Source organism: Streptomyces sp. NBC_01497 (genome assembly GCF_036250695.1).
GTDB lineage: Bacteria > Actinomycetota > Actinomycetes > Streptomycetales > Streptomycetaceae > Streptomyces.
On the sequence record NZ_CP109427.1, the window covers coordinates 4,803,906 to 4,822,170 of the forward strand.

General features: G+C 72.0%; 17 protein-coding genes. 13 read left to right on the forward strand and 4 right to left on the reverse strand.

Features of this window, described 5'->3' with window-relative positions:
- Positions 1-78: 78 nt before the first annotated feature.
- Complete coding sequence (locus tag OG310_RS20285; RefSeq protein ID WP_329457288.1) at positions 79-660, forward strand: hypothetical protein; 582 nt, start codon at positions 79-81, stop codon at positions 658-660.
- Between the two features lie 587 nt (positions 661-1,247).
- Complete coding sequence (locus OG310_RS20290) at positions 1,248-3,929, forward strand: alpha-L-rhamnosidase-related protein (RefSeq protein ID WP_329457289.1); 2,682 nt, start codon at positions 1,248-1,250, stop codon at positions 3,927-3,929.
- Between the two features lie 205 nt (positions 3,930-4,134).
- On the opposite strand, the gene OG310_RS20295 is transcribed toward OG310_RS20290, so the two are convergent.
- A complete protein-coding gene (locus OG310_RS20295; RefSeq protein ID WP_329457290.1) occupies positions 4,135-4,923 on the reverse strand; it encodes an SDR family oxidoreductase in 789 nt (262 codons plus the stop codon).
- Positions 4,924-5,042: 119 nt separating this feature from the next.
- Here OG310_RS20295 and OG310_RS20300 point away from each other — a divergent pair, with 119 nt between their 5' ends.
- From OG310_RS20300 to OG310_RS20325, 6 genes are all read left to right on the forward strand, one after another.
- Entirely contained in the window at positions 5,043-5,774 is a 732-nt protein-coding gene (locus OG310_RS20300; RefSeq protein WP_329457291.1) for a helix-turn-helix domain-containing protein, read from the forward strand.
- On the forward strand, positions 5,771-5,953 hold the full coding sequence (locus tag OG310_RS20305; protein ID WP_329457292.1) for a DUF397 domain-containing protein: 183 nt from the start codon (positions 5,771-5,773) through the stop codon (positions 5,951-5,953). Before OG310_RS20300 ends, OG310_RS20305 begins: the two co-directional genes overlap by 4 nt.
- Positions 5,953-6,204, forward strand: a complete 252-nt coding sequence (locus OG310_RS20310) for a DUF397 domain-containing protein (RefSeq protein WP_329457293.1) — start codon at positions 5,953-5,955, stop codon at positions 6,202-6,204. Before OG310_RS20305 ends, OG310_RS20310 begins: the two co-directional genes overlap by 1 nt.
- Positions 6,205-6,311: 107 nt before the next feature.
- On the forward strand, positions 6,312-7,091 hold the full coding sequence (locus tag OG310_RS20315) for an SDR family NAD(P)-dependent oxidoreductase (protein ID WP_329457294.1): 780 nt from the start codon (positions 6,312-6,314) through the stop codon (positions 7,089-7,091).
- A 150-nt stretch (positions 7,092-7,241) separates the two neighbouring features.
- Positions 7,242-7,934 (forward strand): metal-dependent transcriptional regulator, encoded by a 693-nt coding sequence (locus tag OG310_RS20320; protein WP_329457295.1) that lies wholly within the window; start codon positions 7,242-7,244, stop codon positions 7,932-7,934.
- A 576-nt stretch (positions 7,935-8,510) separates the two neighbouring features.
- Positions 8,511-9,431 (forward strand): alpha/beta fold hydrolase, encoded by a 921-nt coding sequence (locus tag OG310_RS20325; RefSeq protein WP_329457296.1) that lies wholly within the window; start codon positions 8,511-8,513, stop codon positions 9,429-9,431.
- 184 nt (positions 9,432-9,615) lie between these two features.
- Here OG310_RS20325 and OG310_RS20330 read toward each other — a convergent pair whose 3' ends face one another.
- Complete coding sequence (locus tag OG310_RS20330; protein ID WP_329457297.1) at positions 9,616-10,314, reverse strand: TetR/AcrR family transcriptional regulator; 699 nt, start codon at positions 10,312-10,314, stop codon at positions 9,616-9,618.
- Positions 10,315-10,475: 161 nt separating this feature from the next.
- Here OG310_RS20330 and OG310_RS20335 point away from each other — a divergent pair, with 161 nt between their 5' ends.
- Together OG310_RS20335 and OG310_RS20340 are read left to right on the forward strand one after the other, a co-directional pair.
- Positions 10,476-11,240 (forward strand): SDR family oxidoreductase, encoded by a 765-nt coding sequence (locus OG310_RS20335; protein ID WP_329457298.1) that lies wholly within the window; start codon positions 10,476-10,478, stop codon positions 11,238-11,240.
- 261 nt (positions 11,241-11,501) lie between these two features.
- Positions 11,502-12,407 (forward strand): SDR family NAD(P)-dependent oxidoreductase, encoded by a 906-nt coding sequence (locus tag OG310_RS20340; RefSeq protein ID WP_329457299.1) that lies wholly within the window; start codon positions 11,502-11,504, stop codon positions 12,405-12,407.
- Between the two features lie 89 nt (positions 12,408-12,496).
- On the opposite strand, the gene OG310_RS20345 is transcribed toward OG310_RS20340, so the two are convergent.
- Positions 12,497-14,146: a transporter gene (locus OG310_RS20345; protein WP_329457300.1), complete on the reverse strand. Its 1,650-nt coding sequence runs from the start codon at positions 14,144-14,146 to the stop codon at positions 12,497-12,499.
- Complete coding sequence (locus OG310_RS20350) at positions 14,143-15,123, reverse strand: ABC transporter ATP-binding protein (RefSeq protein ID WP_329457301.1); 981 nt, start codon at positions 15,121-15,123, stop codon at positions 14,143-14,145. The genes OG310_RS20345 and OG310_RS20350 overlap by 4 nt, the downstream gene beginning before the upstream one ends.
- 294 nt (positions 15,124-15,417) lie before the next feature.
- Between OG310_RS20350 and OG310_RS20355 the strand changes: the two genes are divergently transcribed.
- The 3 genes from OG310_RS20355 to OG310_RS20365 are packed head-to-tail and all read left to right on the forward strand — an operon-like array spanning position 15,418 to position 17,868.
- Positions 15,418-16,023: a DUF1453 domain-containing protein gene (locus OG310_RS20355; protein WP_329457302.1), complete on the forward strand. Its 606-nt coding sequence runs from the start codon at positions 15,418-15,420 to the stop codon at positions 16,021-16,023.
- 19 nt (positions 16,024-16,042) lie between these two features.
- A complete protein-coding gene (locus tag OG310_RS20360; RefSeq protein ID WP_329457303.1) occupies positions 16,043-17,212 on the forward strand; it encodes a sensor histidine kinase in 1,170 nt (389 codons plus the stop codon).
- Positions 17,209-17,868, forward strand: a complete 660-nt coding sequence (locus OG310_RS20365; RefSeq protein WP_329457304.1) for a response regulator transcription factor — start codon at positions 17,209-17,211, stop codon at positions 17,866-17,868. Before OG310_RS20360 ends, OG310_RS20365 begins: the two co-directional genes overlap by 4 nt.
- The last annotated feature ends 397 nt before the right edge of the window (positions 17,869-18,265 follow it).

Genomic DNA, 18,265 nt, shown 5'->3' on the forward strand with positions numbered 1-18,265 from the left:
ACCGGGCATGCTCGGCGGTGCCACGATTCCCGGGTGAACGCGCCATCCGCCTGGGCGAGTTCGGACAGGAGCGCGCTCATGACCAGCACTCAGGGAGCGGCCCGTACGGCCGGGATCTCCGTCGCGCTCGCCGTTCTCGCCGCCGTTTTCCTGATCTCCGGCGCGCGTGCCGCGCGGGCGGATACGACGGACCCGGCCTCGGAGTTGGCCCCCGCGCAGGTGCGGGCCGCGGAGCGGTTCGCGGGCCACGACGGGCTTTACGCCCCGCGCGGTCTCCTGGTGGAACACCACAGGACCGGGAAGCTGGAGCGGATCGTCCTGCTGCTCGGCCGCCGGACCGATGGCGCCACCGTGCTGGCCGACCCGACCGGGCGCCTCTACACCGGCGGACTGGACGACTTCCGGGCGCACAACCACCTGCTGACCCCTGACGACACGATGGTGACGTACCGCGACATCACGGCCGTCGCGCCGCACGAGACGGTCACCGTTTCAGGCCACACCCGGCCGGACCGCACGCCCTGGACGGTGGCCGGGATCTCGGCCGGGGCGGCGGTACTCCTGGGCGGTGCCGTCCTCCTCGTCCGCCGGGCACGGCGCGCACGGGGCGGCGCGCAGGGCGAGGAGACGGCGGCGGACGGCGGCGCTGCGGCGCACTGAGGTGTGCGGGCGGCCCGCCGTCCATGGGCCGCCCCGGCCATGGGCCGCCCCGTCCACGGGCTGCCCCGTGCGCGCGGGCCGTCGGCCGTACATGCGGGCCTCTCGCCACGCGGGCCGCCCGCCGTACATGCGGGCCGTCCGCCGTACCGCCGCCCGCCGTCCACGCGGGCCGCGCCGTCCACGTGGGCCGTCCGCCGTACGTAACGGCCACCGGCCGTACGCGTGGCCCCACTTCCCGATGAACCCCCGCGGCGGGTGGGGGCGTTCGCTGACCTGGTGCTCTCCGGTCGCGTGCCGCGTCCCGGCCAGGTCGCCGATGGCAGGCGGGGCGCTCGACCCGTGCGGGGACTCCCGGCCCGCCGGCGAGCGCGGCTGATGCGACGAGTCCTGTGCCATGGGTTGACGCACTCACAGCTTCTGCATACCTTGCGTCTTGCCGCATCGAACTGAAACGTTTCAACCAATGAGCCGTCACGTACCTGATCCGTACCGCCCGGCCCATACCGCTCGTTCATCGGCGGAGCACCGTCGCGCCGGGTCGTCAGTCGTCAGTCGTCAGGGGAAGTACCCACAACCTCGGAGTCCGCATGATCGTTCACGGCAGAAGACGTCCACGCCGCAGGCTCGGTTCGGCGGGCGCGGCCCTCTCACTGGGCCTTGCCCTGCTCCTCGCCCTGCTCGCCCAGCCGACGGCATCGTCCGCCGCGACGCCGGCTCTCGTCTCCGCGCGGTCCACGGCCCCCCGGGCCGCGAGCGACTGGCACACGTACGTACGGGCACCGAAGAGTTCCGACGTGTGCCCGGTGTCCGTGGTCAGTACCTCGGGCGCGGTCGAAGGGGCCCGGAACCTCGTGTGCGGCGGATCGGGCGGGGTGACGCTCACCTACGCGGACGGCGGAGCGGCACCCACCATCCTGCTCGACTACGGCCAGGAGACGGGCGGGCTGCCCTACTTCACCGTCTCCGCCCAGTCGGGGTCGCCGACCCTGAAGGCCGCGTACAGCGAGGGGCTGCAGTACATGAGCCCCACCGGTGACGGGTCGCCGCCCTGGGCCGACGGCGACAGTTCCCGGTCCGACGGCTACCCGGTGTCGGGGCCGGGCACGATCACCAACAGTTCCACGCAGGGTGGCGAGCGGTACGAGCAGATCACGCTCTCGACGCCGGGCCGTCTCACCCTGAGCAAGGTGGGAATCGACTACATCGCCGACCGCACCCAGGCGGCCGGGTACGGGGGCCACTTCCTGTCGAGTTCGAACGAGTTGAACAAGATCTGGTACGCCGGTGCCTACACCTTGCAGACCGATCTCGCTCCGGCCGACTCCCTCCCCGGGACGTGGTCCATCCAGGGCGGCGGCCTGCAAGCCGACGGCTCGAAGATCAATGACGGTGCCGGGGTGCTGCGTCGCGGATCCTCCTGGAGCGACAGCACGACGACCTTCAGGACCAGCATCCTGCACGACCAGGCCGGGTGGATGGTACGCGCGCAGAACGCGCAGAACGGCTACCTGTTCATCCTCGACGACAGCACCGACAGCGGCGGTGCCCCGAACACGCTGCAGAAGTTCGACGTCCAGGACGGCGCCTACACCAGCCTCGGCTCCGTGGCGCTGCCGTCCCCCGTGGACGAGGGCACCTGGCACACCGTGGCCACCACGGTGTCCGGGACGAGCGTGACGATCTCGCTGGACGGCAGCCGGATCGACCGCTTCGACACGACGGCCCTGCCCGCCGGCGCCGTCGCCCGGCCCGCCGGCACCATCGGATTCCGTGAGTTCGGCGACGAGAAGGCGGCCTTCAAGGACCTCACCGTCGTCAGCGGTACGGGCAAGAAGCTCTACGGCAACGCGCTGAGCGGGCCCGCCACGCTCGCCGACTTCACTCCGCCCGGGTCCAACGCGCTGCCGTCGGTCCTCGACGGGGCCAGGCGCGACCGCGCGATCTGGAGCGGCGACATCCTCGTGGAGGGCCTCACCGACTACTACTCGGTGAACAACCCGGAGTACATCAAGCAGTCCCTGAACCTGCTGGGCAGCCGGCAGCTCTCCAGCGGATTCGTGCCGGGCGCCCTCCACCCGGCGAGCGTGCCGCACCTCGGACCGCTCACCCCCGGCGACACGACCACCTACTCGGCCACGTACTCCATGTACTTCGTCGCGGGCCTGGCGAGTTACTACCTCCACACCGGCGACAAGGCTTTCGTCGCGAAGGAGTGGCCCGTCGTCCAGCGCCAACTGGCCTGGAACGCCACGCGGCTCGACGGGAACGGGCTCTTCTCGACCAGGGCCGGGGTCGACGGCGCCGACTGGGACTTCTACGACAGCGACAAGGGCGGCGAGGTCGCCGCCTACAACATCCTCTACTACAAGGCACTCCTCGACGGAGCGGGGCTGGCCACCGCCGCGGGAGAGGCCTCGCAAGCCGCTGCCTACCGGGCGGACGCGCAGGCGTTGAAGGCGCGCATCAACGAACGCCTCTACGACCCGGAGAGCGGCCTCTACAAGATCAGCGACACCCAGTCCGGTGTCGCGCAGGACGCCAACGCCCTGGCCGTCCTGTACGGAGTCGCGCCGTCCTCGAAGCAGGCGGAGATCCTGGGCAAGCTCAAGTCGGCCCTGTGGACCACCCCTTACGGACCGCTTCCCTTCTCCTCCGGCGCCGGCGACAGGGACCTGGTCAGCCCCTTCGTCAGTGGGTTCGAACTCCAGGCGCGCCTGGCGGCCGGTGACACCGCGAACGCACAGGAGCTCTTGCACGATGTGTGGGGCCACATGATCGCTCCGGGCCCGGACCAGACCGGGACCATGTGGGAGAACATCTCCGGAAGCGACGGCACACCCGGCCTGGGGGCGGGGGCGAGTCTGTCCCACGGGTGGTCCACGGCCCCGACCTCCGCGCTGTCCGGGTACGTCCTGGGCGTTCTCCCGGACACGGCGGGATACGCCACCTGGACGGTCCAGCCCCATCCGGGAGACCTCGCCTGGACGCAGGGAAGTGTCCCCACCCCGCACGGTGACATCGACGTCCACTGGACCGCGAAGACCGGCGCCGACCGGTTCAGCCTGACCGTCGACGCCCCCAAGGGCACCAGCGGCACCATCGCCATCCCGGTCTCCGGCCGGGCCCGCACGGTCACCGTCAACGGCAAGGTGGTGTGGCGCCACGGGGACTTCACCGCCGGGGCCGGTGTCACCGGTGGCCACTTCGCGTCCGGCTACGTCTACCTGAAGGTGAAGCAGCACGGCAGCTACCGCGTCACCGCGCGCTAGTTGCCGCCTCGGGCGATACGCGCGCGCCCGGTGACACCACAGTCCGGATGCCGGCGGGCTGATGTCAGCACACGGGGGTGCCTGCCACGGTGGACGGTGGCAGGCACCATCGCGTTCACACCCCCGCAGAGGGTCCGGGGGGAAGATCCGCGTCCACCCCCCGGGACCCGGGACCGGAGCGGGGCGAGGCGAAATCGCGTGGGGCTCAGGTCAACCCGCCATTGCTGACCAGCAGTTGTCCGTTGACCCACTGCCCCTCGGACGAGCAGAGGAAGTCGACAAGGCGGGCGGGGTCCTGCGGGGTGCCGAGGCGGGCCAGCGGGGTGCGGTCCACGACCGTGGCCCGCAGGCGCTCGTCCATCCAACCCGTGTCCACCGGGCCCGGGTTGACGGCGTTCGCGGTGACGCCGAGATGTGCGAGCTCCTGGGCAGCCGCCAGGGTGATGCGGTCCAGGGCGCCCTTGCTCGCGCCGTACGGGAGGTTGCCGACGGTGTGGTCGCTGGTGAGCGCGACGATCCGGCCGGTGCCGAAATCACCGCCGAAGCGGCGGCCGAACTCGCGGATCAGCAGCCAGCTTGCCCGGGTGTTGACGGCGAAGTGCCGGTCGAAGCTCTCGACGGTCGTGTCGAGCAGGCCCGAGTCGACGGACTCGCAGTGGCACATCACCAGCGCGCTCACGCCGCCGCGCGCGGTCTCGACCGCGTCGAAGATCCGCGCGGGAGTGCCGGGATCGGCCAGGTCCGCCTCGACCGCGAAGGCGGTGGCGCCGGCCTCCACGAGCCCGTCGGACACTGCCGCCTCCGCGCCCGGCTCGACGCCCCACGCCATCCGTTCGTCGTACGGGGTCCAGTAGGTGAAGGCAATGTCCCAGCCGGACGCGGCGAGCTGCCGGGCGATCGCGGCGCCGATGCCGACGCTGCGGCCGACCCCCGTGACGAGCGCCAGGGGACGGGGGCTGCCGGACAGGATCCGCTCTTCTTCGCTGAAGGTCACGGGAGGGGATCGTCGGGCACGAACGGGCCCGGTGCAAGCGCATTTCGCCGCGTCCGCCCCCGTCTGCCCCGCCTCACCCATCGGCGCGCGTCCCGACGACGTACTCCGCCCACACCGTCTTGCCCGAGGGACTCGGCAAGCTCGTTGGCTACTCGCCGTCCAGCATCGCGTCGTTCGAGCAGGGGCGGCGCATCCCGACCCCGGCGGCCATCGACAAGGCGGACGAGGTCCTCGGCGCGGGCGGGCTCCTGATCGCGCTGAAGGAAGAGGTCGCGAAGGCGCAGTACCCGGCGTTCTTCAGGGACATGGCGGGGCTGGAGGCGAAGGCGGTCGGCTTGTGCGAGTACGCGGTACAGGTCGTGCCGGGTCTGCTCCAGACCGACGCCTACGCACGGGCGGTTCTGCGGATGCGCCGCCCGGTCCTGGACGACGAGATCATCGAGCAGCGCGTCGTGGCGCGCCTGGCACGGCAAGTCATCTACGCGCGGCGTCCGGCGCCGCTGCTCAGCTTCCTGATCGAGGAGGTGGTGCTGCACCGGCCGATCGGCGGGCGGGAGGTCCTGCGGGGACAGTTGGAGCAGATCCTGGTCCTCGCGGGCGACAGGAACGTCGATGTCCAGATCATGCCGACTGATCGCGAGGAACACGTAGGCCTCGACGGGGCGTTCACTATGATTGACCTGGCCAAGGGCGAGCGTCTGGCGTATGCGGCGGCGCAGGGCGACAGCCGCCTGTACAGCGACCATACAAAGGTCCACGAACTTGGTTCGCGGTATGGGATTCTCCGAGCACAGGCGCTCACTCCGCGTGAGTCGTTGGCCCGCATCGAGGGACTCCTGGGAGAGACATGACCAAGCTGGCCTGGTTCAAGAGCAGTTACAGCGGCGGCGAGGGTGGCGAGTGTGTCGAGGTCGCTGCCTGCGACAGCGCCACCGCCGTGCGTGTCCGGGACTCGAAGCGGGCGAGCGGCCCCGTGCTGACGGTGGCGCCGGCCGCGTGGGAGAGCTTCGTCACCCTCGTGCGGAGCTGATGTCCGTGACCGAACCGGCCTGGTTCAAGAGCAGTCACGGCGACAGTGGCGGCGGTCAGTGCGTCGAGATCGCCTGGTCCAAGAACAGTTACCGCAGCGGCGAGGGTGGCGAGAGTGGCGAGTGTGTCGGGGTCGCCGCCTGCGACAGCGCCACCGCCGTGCGTGTCCGGGACTCGAAGCGGGCGAGCGGCCCCGTGCTGACGGTGGTGCCGGCCGCGTGGGAGAGCTTCGTCACCCTCGTGCGGGGATGATCCCGGCGCAGGTATGACCCGGGGGCCGTCGTACGTTCACGTACGGCGGCCCCCGCGTGCGTACGGCCGCGTACAACGACACAGACGCGGAGCGACAGGGAGCCCCCATGGATCTTCAGTTGGCCGGACGCAACGCCCTCGTGACCGGCGGCAGCCGGGGCATAGGTCTCGCGATCGGGCGGGCGCTGGCTCGCGAGGGCGCCGGCGTGGCGCTCGTGGGCCGTGACCCGGTCACCGTGAAGGAGCGGGCCGACGAGCTGGCGGGGGAGACCGGGGCCCGGGTCGTCGGGATCGCGGCGGACACCGGGGACGACGCTTCCGTCGCCGCCATGGCCGCCGAGGCCGGGCGGCTGCTCGGAGGTGTGGACATCCTCGTGAACAACGCAGCGACGTCCAGCCCCGGCGCGTTCCCCGAGGACGCGCTGGAGGAGCAGATCAACGTCAAGGTCCGGGGCTATCTGCGCACCACGCGCGCGCTCACGCCGGCGATGGCCGAGCGGGGCTGGGGCCGGGTCATCAACATCGCGGGGCTCGCGGCGCGGGGGACGGGTTCGGTCGTGGGGTCCGTACGTAACGTCGCTGTGGCGGCGATGAGCAAGAATCTGGCCGACGAGCTCGGCGCGCGGGGGATCAACGTGACGGTGGTGCATCCTGGAATGACGCGCACGGAGACCCAGCGGGCGAGCATCGCCCGGCAGGCCGCCGCGCGGGGAGTCAGTTCCGAGCAGGTGGAACGGGAGTTCGCGGCCTCCGTGTCCATCGGCAGGATCGTGGAGGCCGACGAGGTCGCCTCGGTGGTCGCCTTCCTCGCGAGCCCGCTGAGTGTCGCCATGAACGGCGACCCGGTGATCGTGTCCGGAGGCGCGCGGGGAGCGATCCACTACTGAGGTGACCCAGCGTCCCCGGGCGAGCGCGTCCGGTCGCCACCCGTCCTGTCCGTTCGCCCAGTCTTCAGGGGTTGGACGGGCACGGCACGGTTGTCGGTGGGATGCGTCAGAATTGAAGCCAGGGCCGCACCGATTCCACAAGGGGCACGTATGTCCGGACTGATCGACACGACGGAGATGTATCTCCGCACCATCCTCGAACTGGAAGAGGAAGGTGTGGTCCCCATGCGCGCCCGGATCGCCGAGCGGCTCGACCAGAGCGGCCCGACGGTGAGCCAGACGGTGGCGCGGATGGAGCGCGACGGCCTGGTCCAGGTCGCGGGCGACCGGCACCTGGAGCTGACGGACGAGGGCCGCATGCTCGCCACGCGCGTCATGCGCAAGCACCGGCTCGCCGAGTGCCTGCTCGTCGATGTGATCGGCCTGGAGTGGGAGCACGTCCACGCGGAGGCCTGCCGCTGGGAGCACGTGATGAGCGAGGCGGTGGAGCGGCGCGTGCTCGACCTGCTGCGCCACCCCACGGAGTCGCCGTACGGGAACCCGATCCCCGGGCTCGACGAGCTGGGGGAGCCGTCGGCGGTGGACCCGTTCCTCGACGCGGGGCTGGTGAGCCTCGCCGACCTCGACGCCGGCGGGGACGGCAAGACGGTCGTCGTCCGGCGTATCGGCGAGCCGATCCAGACGGACGCGCAGTTGATGTACACGCTGCGGCGGGCGGGCGTGCAGCCGGGCTCCGTCGTGAGCGTGACGAAGTCGCCGGCGGGCGTGCTCGTCGGCAGCAGCGGGGAGGCGGCGGAGCTGGGGGCCGAGGTCGCCTCGCACGTGTTCGTGGCCAAGCGCTGAGCGGCCCCTCGGTGGGGGCCGAGCGCGAAGCGGGCGGAAGAAGGCGGTGCCGGGGTGGAGCGGAGCCGTCGCGTGGGGGGTGCGGCGAAGGACACCGCGGGGGACGGGATGTGCTCCCGGTGCAGGTCACGGGGTGTGGAACGGATGAGGGCCCCGGCGCCTCGCGGCACCGGGGCCCGTCCTCCCCTTTGCTGACCCGGAGCCCCGAGCTCCCAGGGTCAATCCCCTCGGACCGTCATCCCCGAGCGGTCCGCCTCCCGGAGAAAGATCTCCCCTCGGCGGGAGCGGTCAATCCTGCGGGGTGGTCACTCGAATGAGCGATGTTGGGCCGGAGAGGCCCGTGTTCGAATAATCGTTCGATAAGATCCCATGGGAACCGACACAGGTTCGACGGCATGTGCGACCGGTCGCGGGGGCGGGGTCGTGGAGCCGTCCGGAACACGGGACAGTGGGGGCGTGAGGAGCGCGGCAGCCTTCGGGAGGCCGTCGGCCCCACGGTCCCCGGCCGTCATCACCACGCGACGGCCACGACGGAATCTGACTCGACCATCAGAACCGAGGGGGGTGCCAGGACACATGCTGGAGAACGACACGGAGCACGCGGCGCGGCGCACCGATGTGATCGGTGCCGACGGGGTACGCCTCGCGGCCTGGGAGTACGGACGCGGTGGCGGGCCCGAGAGCCTGGCGCCCGCCGGGGGCGGCCCCCAGGGAGCGGGCGCCGCCGAGCCGGGAGTGCTGCTGCTGCACGGGCTGATGGGCCGGGCGTCGCACTGGGCCGGTACGGCGCGCTGGCTGGCCGAGCGGCACCGGGTCGTCGCGTTCGACCAGCGGGGGCACGGTGACAGCGAGCGCCCCGCGGACGGACTGCTGACGCGCGAGGCGTACGTGGCGGACGCGGAGGCGGTGGTCGAGGCCCTGGGGCTCGGACCCGTCACGCTCGTCGGCCATGCCATGGGTGCGCTCACGGCCTGGCAGCTCGCGGCGCGCAGGCCCGACCTGGTGCGCGCGCTGGTGATCTTCGACATGCGCGCCTCGGCGCTCGGAGCCGCGTCACAGCGCCGGTGGGAGGACTGGTTCCGTACGTGGCCGGTGCCCTTCCCGTCGCTCGGTGAGGCGCGCCGGTGGTTCGCCGAGGAGGATCCGTGGCTCGCGGGCGGCCGGGCGTCGGCGCGCGGTGACTTCCACGCGGAGATGCTGGCGCGGCGGGAGGACGGCTGGCGGCCGGTCTTCTCGCGCCGTCAGATGCTGCGCACGCGTGAGACATGGGTGCTGGACGCGCACTGGGACGAGCTGGCCCAGGTGGGCTGCCCGACGCTGGTGGTGCGCGGGATGGACGGCGAACTCGGCCGCGCCGAGGCGATGGAGATGGTGCGGGTGCTGCCGCGCGGGGAGTACGCGGAGATCCCCGACGCGGGCCACCTCGTCCACTACGCGGACCCGGACGCCTGGCGCACGGCGACGGAACCGTTCCTGAACGGGGTTCTGACCGGCTGACGCCGAGGGGAAGCCCTATCGGGCGAGCGTGCGTACGGGGCCGCGGGGCAAGTCGCGGGGGATTGGGGTCGCGTGCCTGGTCGCGCGCAGGCGGGGGCCCGGCCGCGCACCTGCCTGCCCGTGCGCCCGCCTGCCTGCCTCGTGCGTACGCGCGTGCCCGGCCGCCGGCCCGCGGCGGGCGACGTCAACTCCGGTCGGCGGTCAGCTTCGCGAGCCACTGCAGGAGCAGCGCCGTCTCGGCCGCCGTCAGGCGGTCCTGTTCGGTGGAGTCCAGCAGGGCCCGCAACTGCCTCGCCGCCGCCGAGGTCGCGTTCGGACCCGGGGTCGGCACGGTCGCCGGATGGTCCCGCAGCAGGGTCGAGTGCACCGCGTCCCGGACCCGGACGGACAGGCCGGAATCGGTGTAGACCTCGGGCTGGGTCACGAGGTTGAGGGACACCCCGATGTTCGCGGACATGATCGCCTGCGCGGCCTGTTCCGGGTCGGTCGTGAGCAGACCTGCCGCCGCACAGCGGACCAGCACCTCACGCAGCAGGCCGAGTGCCTCGCCCGCCGCGCTCGGGACCTCGGCGAATCCGGGTGAGTACATCAGCCGGTAGACCGCCGGGTGTGCGAGTGCGAACGCCACATGCGTGTCCCAGCCCGTGCGCAGGTCGGCCACGGGGTCGCTGGAGGACCGCGCCTGGCGCTTGGTGGCGAGGTAGCGGTCGAATCCGTGGTCCACCACGGCCTTGAGCAGGCCGTTCTTGTCACCGAAGAGCCGGTAGAGCACCGGGGCCCCGACGCCCACCGCGTCACAGACGGCACGCGTCGCGATGTCCCGGGTCGGGGACTCGTCGAGCAGTTTCTCCGCGGCTTCGAGCATCTGGGTCCGTACGTCCATGAGTGCACGGTAACACCCGGCGTAGCCGCGTTATGAACCCTGATACGAGAAAGGGGTAGCGCTGCTACGCGTGATCGGGTAACTTCGTTCTGGCCGGAGCGAAACACCGTTACGGCGTCCGACGCGGTGGCCGCTGCCGCGCTTGAAGACCGGAGAAAACCATGACCACGTCACTCACCACCCCCGGGGCCACCCCGGTCGCGGACCGTGTCGCCCTCGTCACCGGTGGTTCGGGAGGCATGGGCCGCACCGTCGCCGAACGCCTTGCGGCCGACGGCATGAAGGTCCTCGTGCACTACGCAGGGAGCCGGGCGAGGGCGGAGGAGACGGTGCGGACGATCACCGAGGCGGGCGGCACCGCCACCGCCGTCAGCGCGGACGTCGCCGACGAGGCCGAGGTCGCCGCGATGTTCGACACGGCGGAGGAGCTCTACGGCGGCCTCGACGTGGTCGTGCACACCGCCGGGATCATGCTGCTCTCGCCCCTGGTCGACCAGGACCTGGACGTCCTCGACCGCATGCACCGCACGAACATCCGGGGCACCTTCGTCGTCGACCAGCAGGCGGCCCGCCGCCTGCGCGCCGGCGGCGCACTCATCAACTTCTCCTCGTCCGTCGTGAAGATCGGGCTCACCGGTTACACGGCCTACGCCGCAACCAAGGGCGCCGTGGACGCGATCACGCTGATCCTCGCGAGGGAACTGCGCGGCCGTGACATCACCGTCAACGCCGTCGCTCCCGGCCCCACCGCCACCCCGCTCTTCCTGGACGGCAAGGAGCAGGCCGTCGTCGACCGCCTCGCCAACATGGCGCCGTTGGAGCGGCTCGGCACCCCGGACGACATAGCCGAGGCTGTCGCGTTCCTCGCCGGACCCGCCCGCTGGATCAACGGCCAGATCCTCTACGCGAACGGCGGGGTCATCTGACCCGGGAGCGCCCCTGCCGCCCCGCCCGTCACCAGGTCCCCGGACCGCCGCGTCCGCCTCCTCGCCGCGTTCTGTCCGTCGCGCTGCCGCCCGGTGGCTCCACCGCACCGCCGCCACCGGGCCGTTCTCCGTCGTCCCGTGGTCCCGTGGTCCCGTCGTCGCATATCACCGGCCCGCTGGACCCGCCCGCCTGGCGGCAGCTCTCCGCCCCCACGGCACATCGCCCGCCCGCCTCGTACGTCACACCGCAGGAGCCCCTTCATGAACAAGACGATCGTCATCACCGGTGCCGGTTCCGGATTCGGTGCCCTGGCCGCACGCGCACTCGCCCGTGCCGGCCACACCGTTTACGCCGCGATGCGTGACACCGCCGGCCGCAACGCCGGACGCGTCGCCGACGCCGACGCCTACGCCGCGCAGCACGACGTGGACCTCCGCACGGTCGAACTCGACGTCCTCTCGCAGGAGTCGGCCGATCGCGCCATCGCCACCATCGTCGAAGAGACCGGCTCGCTCGACGTCGTCATCCACAACGCCGGTCACATGGTCACCGGCCCCTCGGAGGCCTTCACGCCCGAGGAGATAGCCGCCGTCCACGACACCAACGTCCTCGGCACCCAGCGCGTCAACCGGGCCGCGCTCCCCCGGTTGCGCGCCCAGCAGGACGGGCTCGTCCTGTGGGTCGGCTCGTCCAGCACGAAGGGCGGCACCCCGCCCTACCTCGCGCCCTACTTCGCCGCCAAGGCGGCCATGGACGCCTTCGCCGTCTCCTACGCCGCCGAACTGGCCCGATTCAACATCGAGACCTCCATCGTCGTGCCGGGGGCGTTCACCTCGGGGACCGACCACTTCGTCACCGGTGGGCATCCCGCCCAGCAGGACGTGGTCGCCCAGTACGAGCAGCGGTACGCCGGAATGATGGAGCAGGTCTCCGAACGCCTCGCCGCCCTCGCTCCCGCGAACGCCGATGTCTCGCTCGTGGCGGACGCCATCGTCAGAATCGTCGACACGCCGCACGGAAGCCGCCCGTTCCGCGTCCACGTCGACCCCGCCGACGACGGCTCGGAGGAGGTCAGCTTTGTGGCCGACCGTATCCGCGCCGAGTTCCTGACACGCATCGGCCTCGACGACGTCCTCGTGCCCCACACTCCGGGGGCCGCCTCCTGAGCCCGTCGGTGAGGGCTTCCGCCGGGTTCGCCCGAAGGGCCGGGGGCCGCCCCCGTGCCGGGATACCCGGGCGGGGACGGTCCGGACCCTCAGCCCTTGCTGACCGCCGCCAGGATCTCCGGCAGCCGCTCCGCCGTGGGGCCCGCCGCCAGGCGCAGCCCGAGCCAGGCGACGAGAGCCCCGTACGCCGTGCCCGCGGGCAGCAGCAGCCAGGTCCAGTCGGTGTGGCCGGCGACGTGCAGCCAGATCGTGAGGGCCAGGACGGGCGCGGCGAGCAGGGCGGCCACGAGGAGACCACCCAGCATGGACATGGCGGCCAGGCCCGTCTGACCCGGAGCCACGTTCTTCCGGCTCTCCTGCGGGATGGAGTACGGCAACCGCGCGGACGCCACGGAGCCCGCCGCCAGCAGGCCGCCCAGCAGCGCCCAGGACAGGCCGATCACCTCGGGCAGCGCCCGCCAGTCGTGGGTGAGGGCCGCCATCACCACACTGACCAGCACCGAGTACGGAAGCGTCACCACCAGCAGTGCCAACGCCCGTGCCCGAAGCTCCAGATACGCGTCACGCTTCGACGCGATCGTCATGGCCACCATCCAGAACGCGGAGGTGTCCTGGCCGAACTGGTTGTACATCTGGGTGCCCAGCAGGCCCGCGGCGAAGCAGCCGAAGTAGATGGTGCTCGCGCCCTGCAGCGCGTTGAACACGGGCACGATCAGCCCGATCGCCAGTGACGTGACCCACGCGGTCTTCGTCTTCGGGTCCCGTACGACGTAACGCAGCGTGCGCAGCATCGACGTACTCGTGCGGCCCTCCGGCAGCAGCCGCGATCCGCCCGAGCGGCGCCCGCGCCGCTTCGGCGCCGCCGCGGCGATCGTCGAACTGTCCGGCGCGGTCATGAGTTTCACCATCGAGCGCTGCCAGAGCGCGATCACGCCCGCGAGCAGGGCGAGCGCGAGGACGAGTTGCGCCGCCATCCGCCCGTACGCGCCCTCGCTCGCCGATGTCACCGCGGCCATCGCGGACGCGGGCGGGATCCAGCGCACCACGGCCGCCGTGGGGTCGAGGGACGACAGGCCCGATGTGGCGCCGAGGCGCTGCACGAAGAAGTTGACCAACTGGATGCCCACGGCGACCACCAGACCGCTCAGCACGGCGAGATCGCGTCCCCTGCGAGAGCTCAGCAGTCGGGTGTTGGCCGTGGCGATGGCTCGTGCCAGACCGACGCAGGTCAGCAGCGACACGACGACCGCCACCACGGCCACGGCCACCGCGACCGCGCCGTGCGCCGTCGCGACGGCCGCGCCGACGAGCACGCAGAGCGCGAACACCGGCCCCATGCCCACGAGCGAAGCCGCCAGCAGTGCGACCGTCAGCGGGCGGGGCCGCAGCGGCAGCATGGCGAGGCGGGTGGTGTCGAGGGTCTCGTCACCGCTCGGGAAGAACAGCGGCATCACCATCCACCCGATGGCGAGCAGCAGCGTCACCAGGACGACGGGCGCCACCGCGTCGTCAACGGCGCGCAGCGCGGCCAGGCCGAGCAGCACACCGGCCGACAGCAGCAGGACGACGACCAGCGAGGTCACCCACACCGCTGTCCTGCTCGACGACTGGCGCAGGCCGTTGCGCAGGAGGGACAGCTTGAGGCGTACGAAGAGGGACGTCAGCCCGCCCGGGGCGGGGCGGGCGGGGCTCGCTCCGGCCGGGAAGGGTGCCGGCTCGGTGACTGCCGGGGCGGTCATCGGGTGCCCCCGCCCAGCCAGTCGAGCGAGCCGCCGGTCCCGCGCCCCTGCGCACCGACGAGTTCCAGGAACGCGCTCTGCAGCGAGGGCGCGTCGCCCCGTACCTCCGCGAGGGTGCCCTGCGCGCGGATGCGGCCCCCGGCCATCACGGCGACCCAGTCGCACAGCGACTCCACCAGCTCCATCACATGGCTGGAGAAGATCACCGTGGCGCCCGAGCCCGTGTACCGCTCCAGGACCTCGCGGATGGTCTGCGCGGAGACCGGGTCGACGCCCTCGAACGGCTCGTCCAGGAACAGCACTTCGGGGTTGTGGAGCAGCGCGGCGGCCAGTCCGATCTTCTTCCGCATGCCCGTCGAGTAGTCCACGACGAGCTTGTCCCGTGAGCCCGTCAGGTCCAGCACGTCGATCAGCTGGTCGGCGCGCTTGTCGACCTCGGCGCCGGGCAGGCCGCGCAGCCTGCCGGTGTAGCCGAGCAGTTCGCTGCCGGAGAGCCGCTCGAACAGCCGCAGCCCCTCGGGCAGGACGCCGATCCGGGCCTTCACCTCGGCGGGGTCCCGCCACACGTCGTGCCCGGCCACGCTCACTCGTCCCTGGTCGGGCCGGAGCAGGCCGGTGATCATCGACAGTGTCGTGGTCTTGCCCGCTCCGTTGGGTCCGACGAGCCCGATGAACTGGCCTGCGGGCAGGGTGAGATCGATCCCGGCCACCGCGACCTGGTCGCCGAAGCGCTTCCACAGGCCCTCGACGCGTACGGCGACCCCGCCGGTACCCGTGCCCTTACCGGTCCCCGTGCCCGTGCCCGCACCCGTAGCCGTTCCCGTGCCTGTGCCCGTACCCGTACCCGTACCCGTACCCGCGCCCGTACCCGCCCCTGCCTCGCCCGGACGCGGCGGTGCCACCGGCGGTGTCCCGGGCCGTGCCTCGGGCGGCCCTGCCTTCGACAGTGCCTCGGGCTGTGTCTCCTGGTCCCGCATGGTCCGCACCTGCTCCCCGTTATGTGGCTCGCCCCGTGAACGGCCCAGCGTAGGGGGCGCGGCCCGGCCCGGTCATCGGCTCGTAGGCGGAGAGATCCCGCGAGTGGCACAACCGGCTGCCGGGTGGAGACGGACTCCACCCGGCGGCCCGTTACGCCCCGCCCCTGCGGCGCTGCGCGGTCCCGGGTGGAGAGGGATCTCCACCCGGGGATACGGCCCTCGCCCCACGCCATCGGCGCTGGTCAGGCCTAGTTTTTACCCATCGCAACGACATCGGATTGAAGGTCATCGAAAATGAGCGGTCCCGTTGAGGTCGTGTTGATCCTGGCAGCGATCGGCTACGTGCTGGTCCGGCGCATGGCGGGTGAGCCGGCGCAGGCGAAGCGGATGCTGCTGCTGCCCGTGCTGCTCTGCGCGATCGGCCTGTCCGACCTGTCCGGGGAGGTGAAGACGTCGATGTCGCTGGTGTTCCTGGTGGCCACCGCCGCCGTCAGCGTCGTCCTCGGCATGCTGCGCGGCGCGAGCGTGCACATCTCGCAGCGCGACGGGGTCGCCTTCGTCCGCTACTCGGGGATGACGGTCGTTCTGTGGGTGGTGAACCTGGCCATCAAGTTCGGCGCGAACATCGCGCTCGGCGCGCTCGACTCCAAGGACGCGGGCGGCGTCAGCAACAGCCTGATGCTCACCCTCGGGCTCGGCATCCTCGCCGAAGGCCTCGTCGTTCTCGCCCGCGCCCTGCGCGACGGCCACCAGGTGGTGTGGGCCCAGGGCCAGGACGGCGCCCCGCACCGCACGTCCCCCACGCTGGACAACCTGCGGCGCAACCTGTCCGACCGCGACGGCTACACCCCGGCCCCGAGGTGGGAGACTCGGCGCGACAGGATTCGCCGCCGCCGATGACGACCGGGACACCCGCATCATGACCGAGACGCACCAGCGGCCCCCGGCAGGAGCCCTGTACTTCCGGGACGAGCTGATCCGGCCCTTCCTCGCGATCGCCGCGATCGCGGGGACCATCGCCCAGTGGCCCTCCACCCACATCCTGTACCCGGCGGTCGCCCTGCCGTTGTTCATCGTCCTCTCGCTGGCCACGATCGGCGGGCTGCTGCCCTGGACACGGCTGGGCGAGCGCCCGCAGATCGCTCTGATGAGCGTGTACATACTGCTCGGCTCGCTGCTGCTGCCGTTCGCGCACGAGACGACGACGGCGGCGCTGTTCCCCTACCTCGCCGCGTCGACGGCGGGTGCGCGACTGGCCTCCCGCCGGGCCGCGATCGGCGTGGCCGTCTTCGGCTCGGTCGTCGCGGGCACCGCCGTCTTGGTCGCCGACGCGTTCGCGCCCCACGAGTCGCAGTGGCCCTGGTGGGTGTCGCTGACGGTCGGGCTGCCCGTGCTCGTCGGGATCTCCGGCCGGGACCGGCTCGACGCCGTGCGCAGCGCCCAGCGGGCAGCCGAGGAGGCCCGGCGGGCCACGGAGTCCGAGGCGCGTGAGGCGGCACTGCTCGAACGCGGCCGCATCGCCCGCGAGATCCACGACGTGCTCGGCCACTCGCTGTCCGGCATCGCGATGCAACTGGACATGGCCGACGCGCTGCGCGAGGGCGGCCGCGACGAGGAGGCCGCAGCGGTCATCCGCAGGGCCCGCGCGCTCGCCGTCGACAGCATCAGCGAGACCCGGCGCGCCGTGCACGCACTGCGCGAGGACACCCTGCCGCTGCCGGAGACCCTGCGCCGGATCGCGGAGCGCAACGCGGCCGGTTTCACGATCGCCGGCGAGGTCGGCGAGGTCGGCGAGGTCGGCGCCGAGGCGACGCACACGCTGGTCAGGGCGGCGCAGGAGGCGCTGACCAACGCCGCCAAGCACGCACCGGGAGCGAGCCGCGACATGCGCCTGGCCTTCACCGCCGAGCACGTCACCCTGACCGTGCGCAACGGGCCCCCGACCGAGGCCCCGCGCACCGGACTGGCCGGCGGCACCGGGGTCGGCCTCGTCGGCATGGGCGAACGCGCCGCCCTGCTCGGCGGAACCCTGCAGGCCGAGCCGACCCGCGAGGGTGGCTGGAAAGTCGAACTGGAGCTGCCCCGATGACCGAGAACGCCACGATCAGCCTGGTCGTCGTCGACGACCAGGCCACTGTCCGCGAGGCCCTCGCGGTCATGCTCGGCCTCGCCCCCGACGTGAGTGTCGTGGCCACCGCGACCAACGGGGCGGAAGCCGTCGAGGCCGCCGAGCGCCACCGCCCCGACGTGATGCTCATGGACCTCAACATGCCCGTCATGGGCGGCGTGGAGGCGACAGCCCGCATCCGCCAGGCCCGTGCCGACGCCACCGTCCTCGTGCTGACCACCTTCGACGACGACGAGTCGATCCTGGCCGCGCTCCAGGCCGGCGCGAGCGGCTACCTGACCAAGGACGCCGACCGCAACACGATCCTGCACGCCGTGCGCATCGCCGCCGAGGGCCAGACCGTCCTCGCGCCCGAGGTGCAGCGCCGGCTGCTCGCCCTCGCGTCCCGGCCCACGCCGGCCGCGGTGCCCGAGGAGCCGGCCGTCAACCTGACCGCGCGCGAAGGTGAGATCCTCGCTCTGATCGGGGAGGGGCTGCGCAACACCGAGATCGCGGCCCGCCTGGTGATCAGCGAGGCGACGGTCAAGACGCACATCAACAACCTGTTCGCGAAGGCGGACTTCCACTCCCGCGCGGACGCGGTCCGCTACGCCCTGCGCAGCCGGCCGGCCCGCTGAGGACCCGCCGGCCGAAGCCGCAGCCGTAACGGCGGTCGCAGCCGTACGGTCCCGTGCCTCCGTACCCGTACGGGCGGCCGTCTCCGTACACCTGCGCGCCGTCTCCCTGCCCGTACTGCTTCCGGCTCCGCGTTCGTCAGCGCACGCGCACCCGTGTCCGTAGGCGCGCCTCCGCGCCCGTACACGCACTTACCTGTCTTAACCGTACGCGTTCCCGTTCCTGTACCCGTACGCGGCCCTGTGCCGCACCGCGCCCGCGACCGGCTTCCCGGGTGCTGGCGTTCGCGCGCTCCGGGTGCCGGGCGCGACGCAGCGACTCCCCGTCATGAAACGTTTTATGACGGGGAGTGCGATGCGTTCCGCGAATCCGTGCCCGGGCATTGACGCTCGGCGAGCG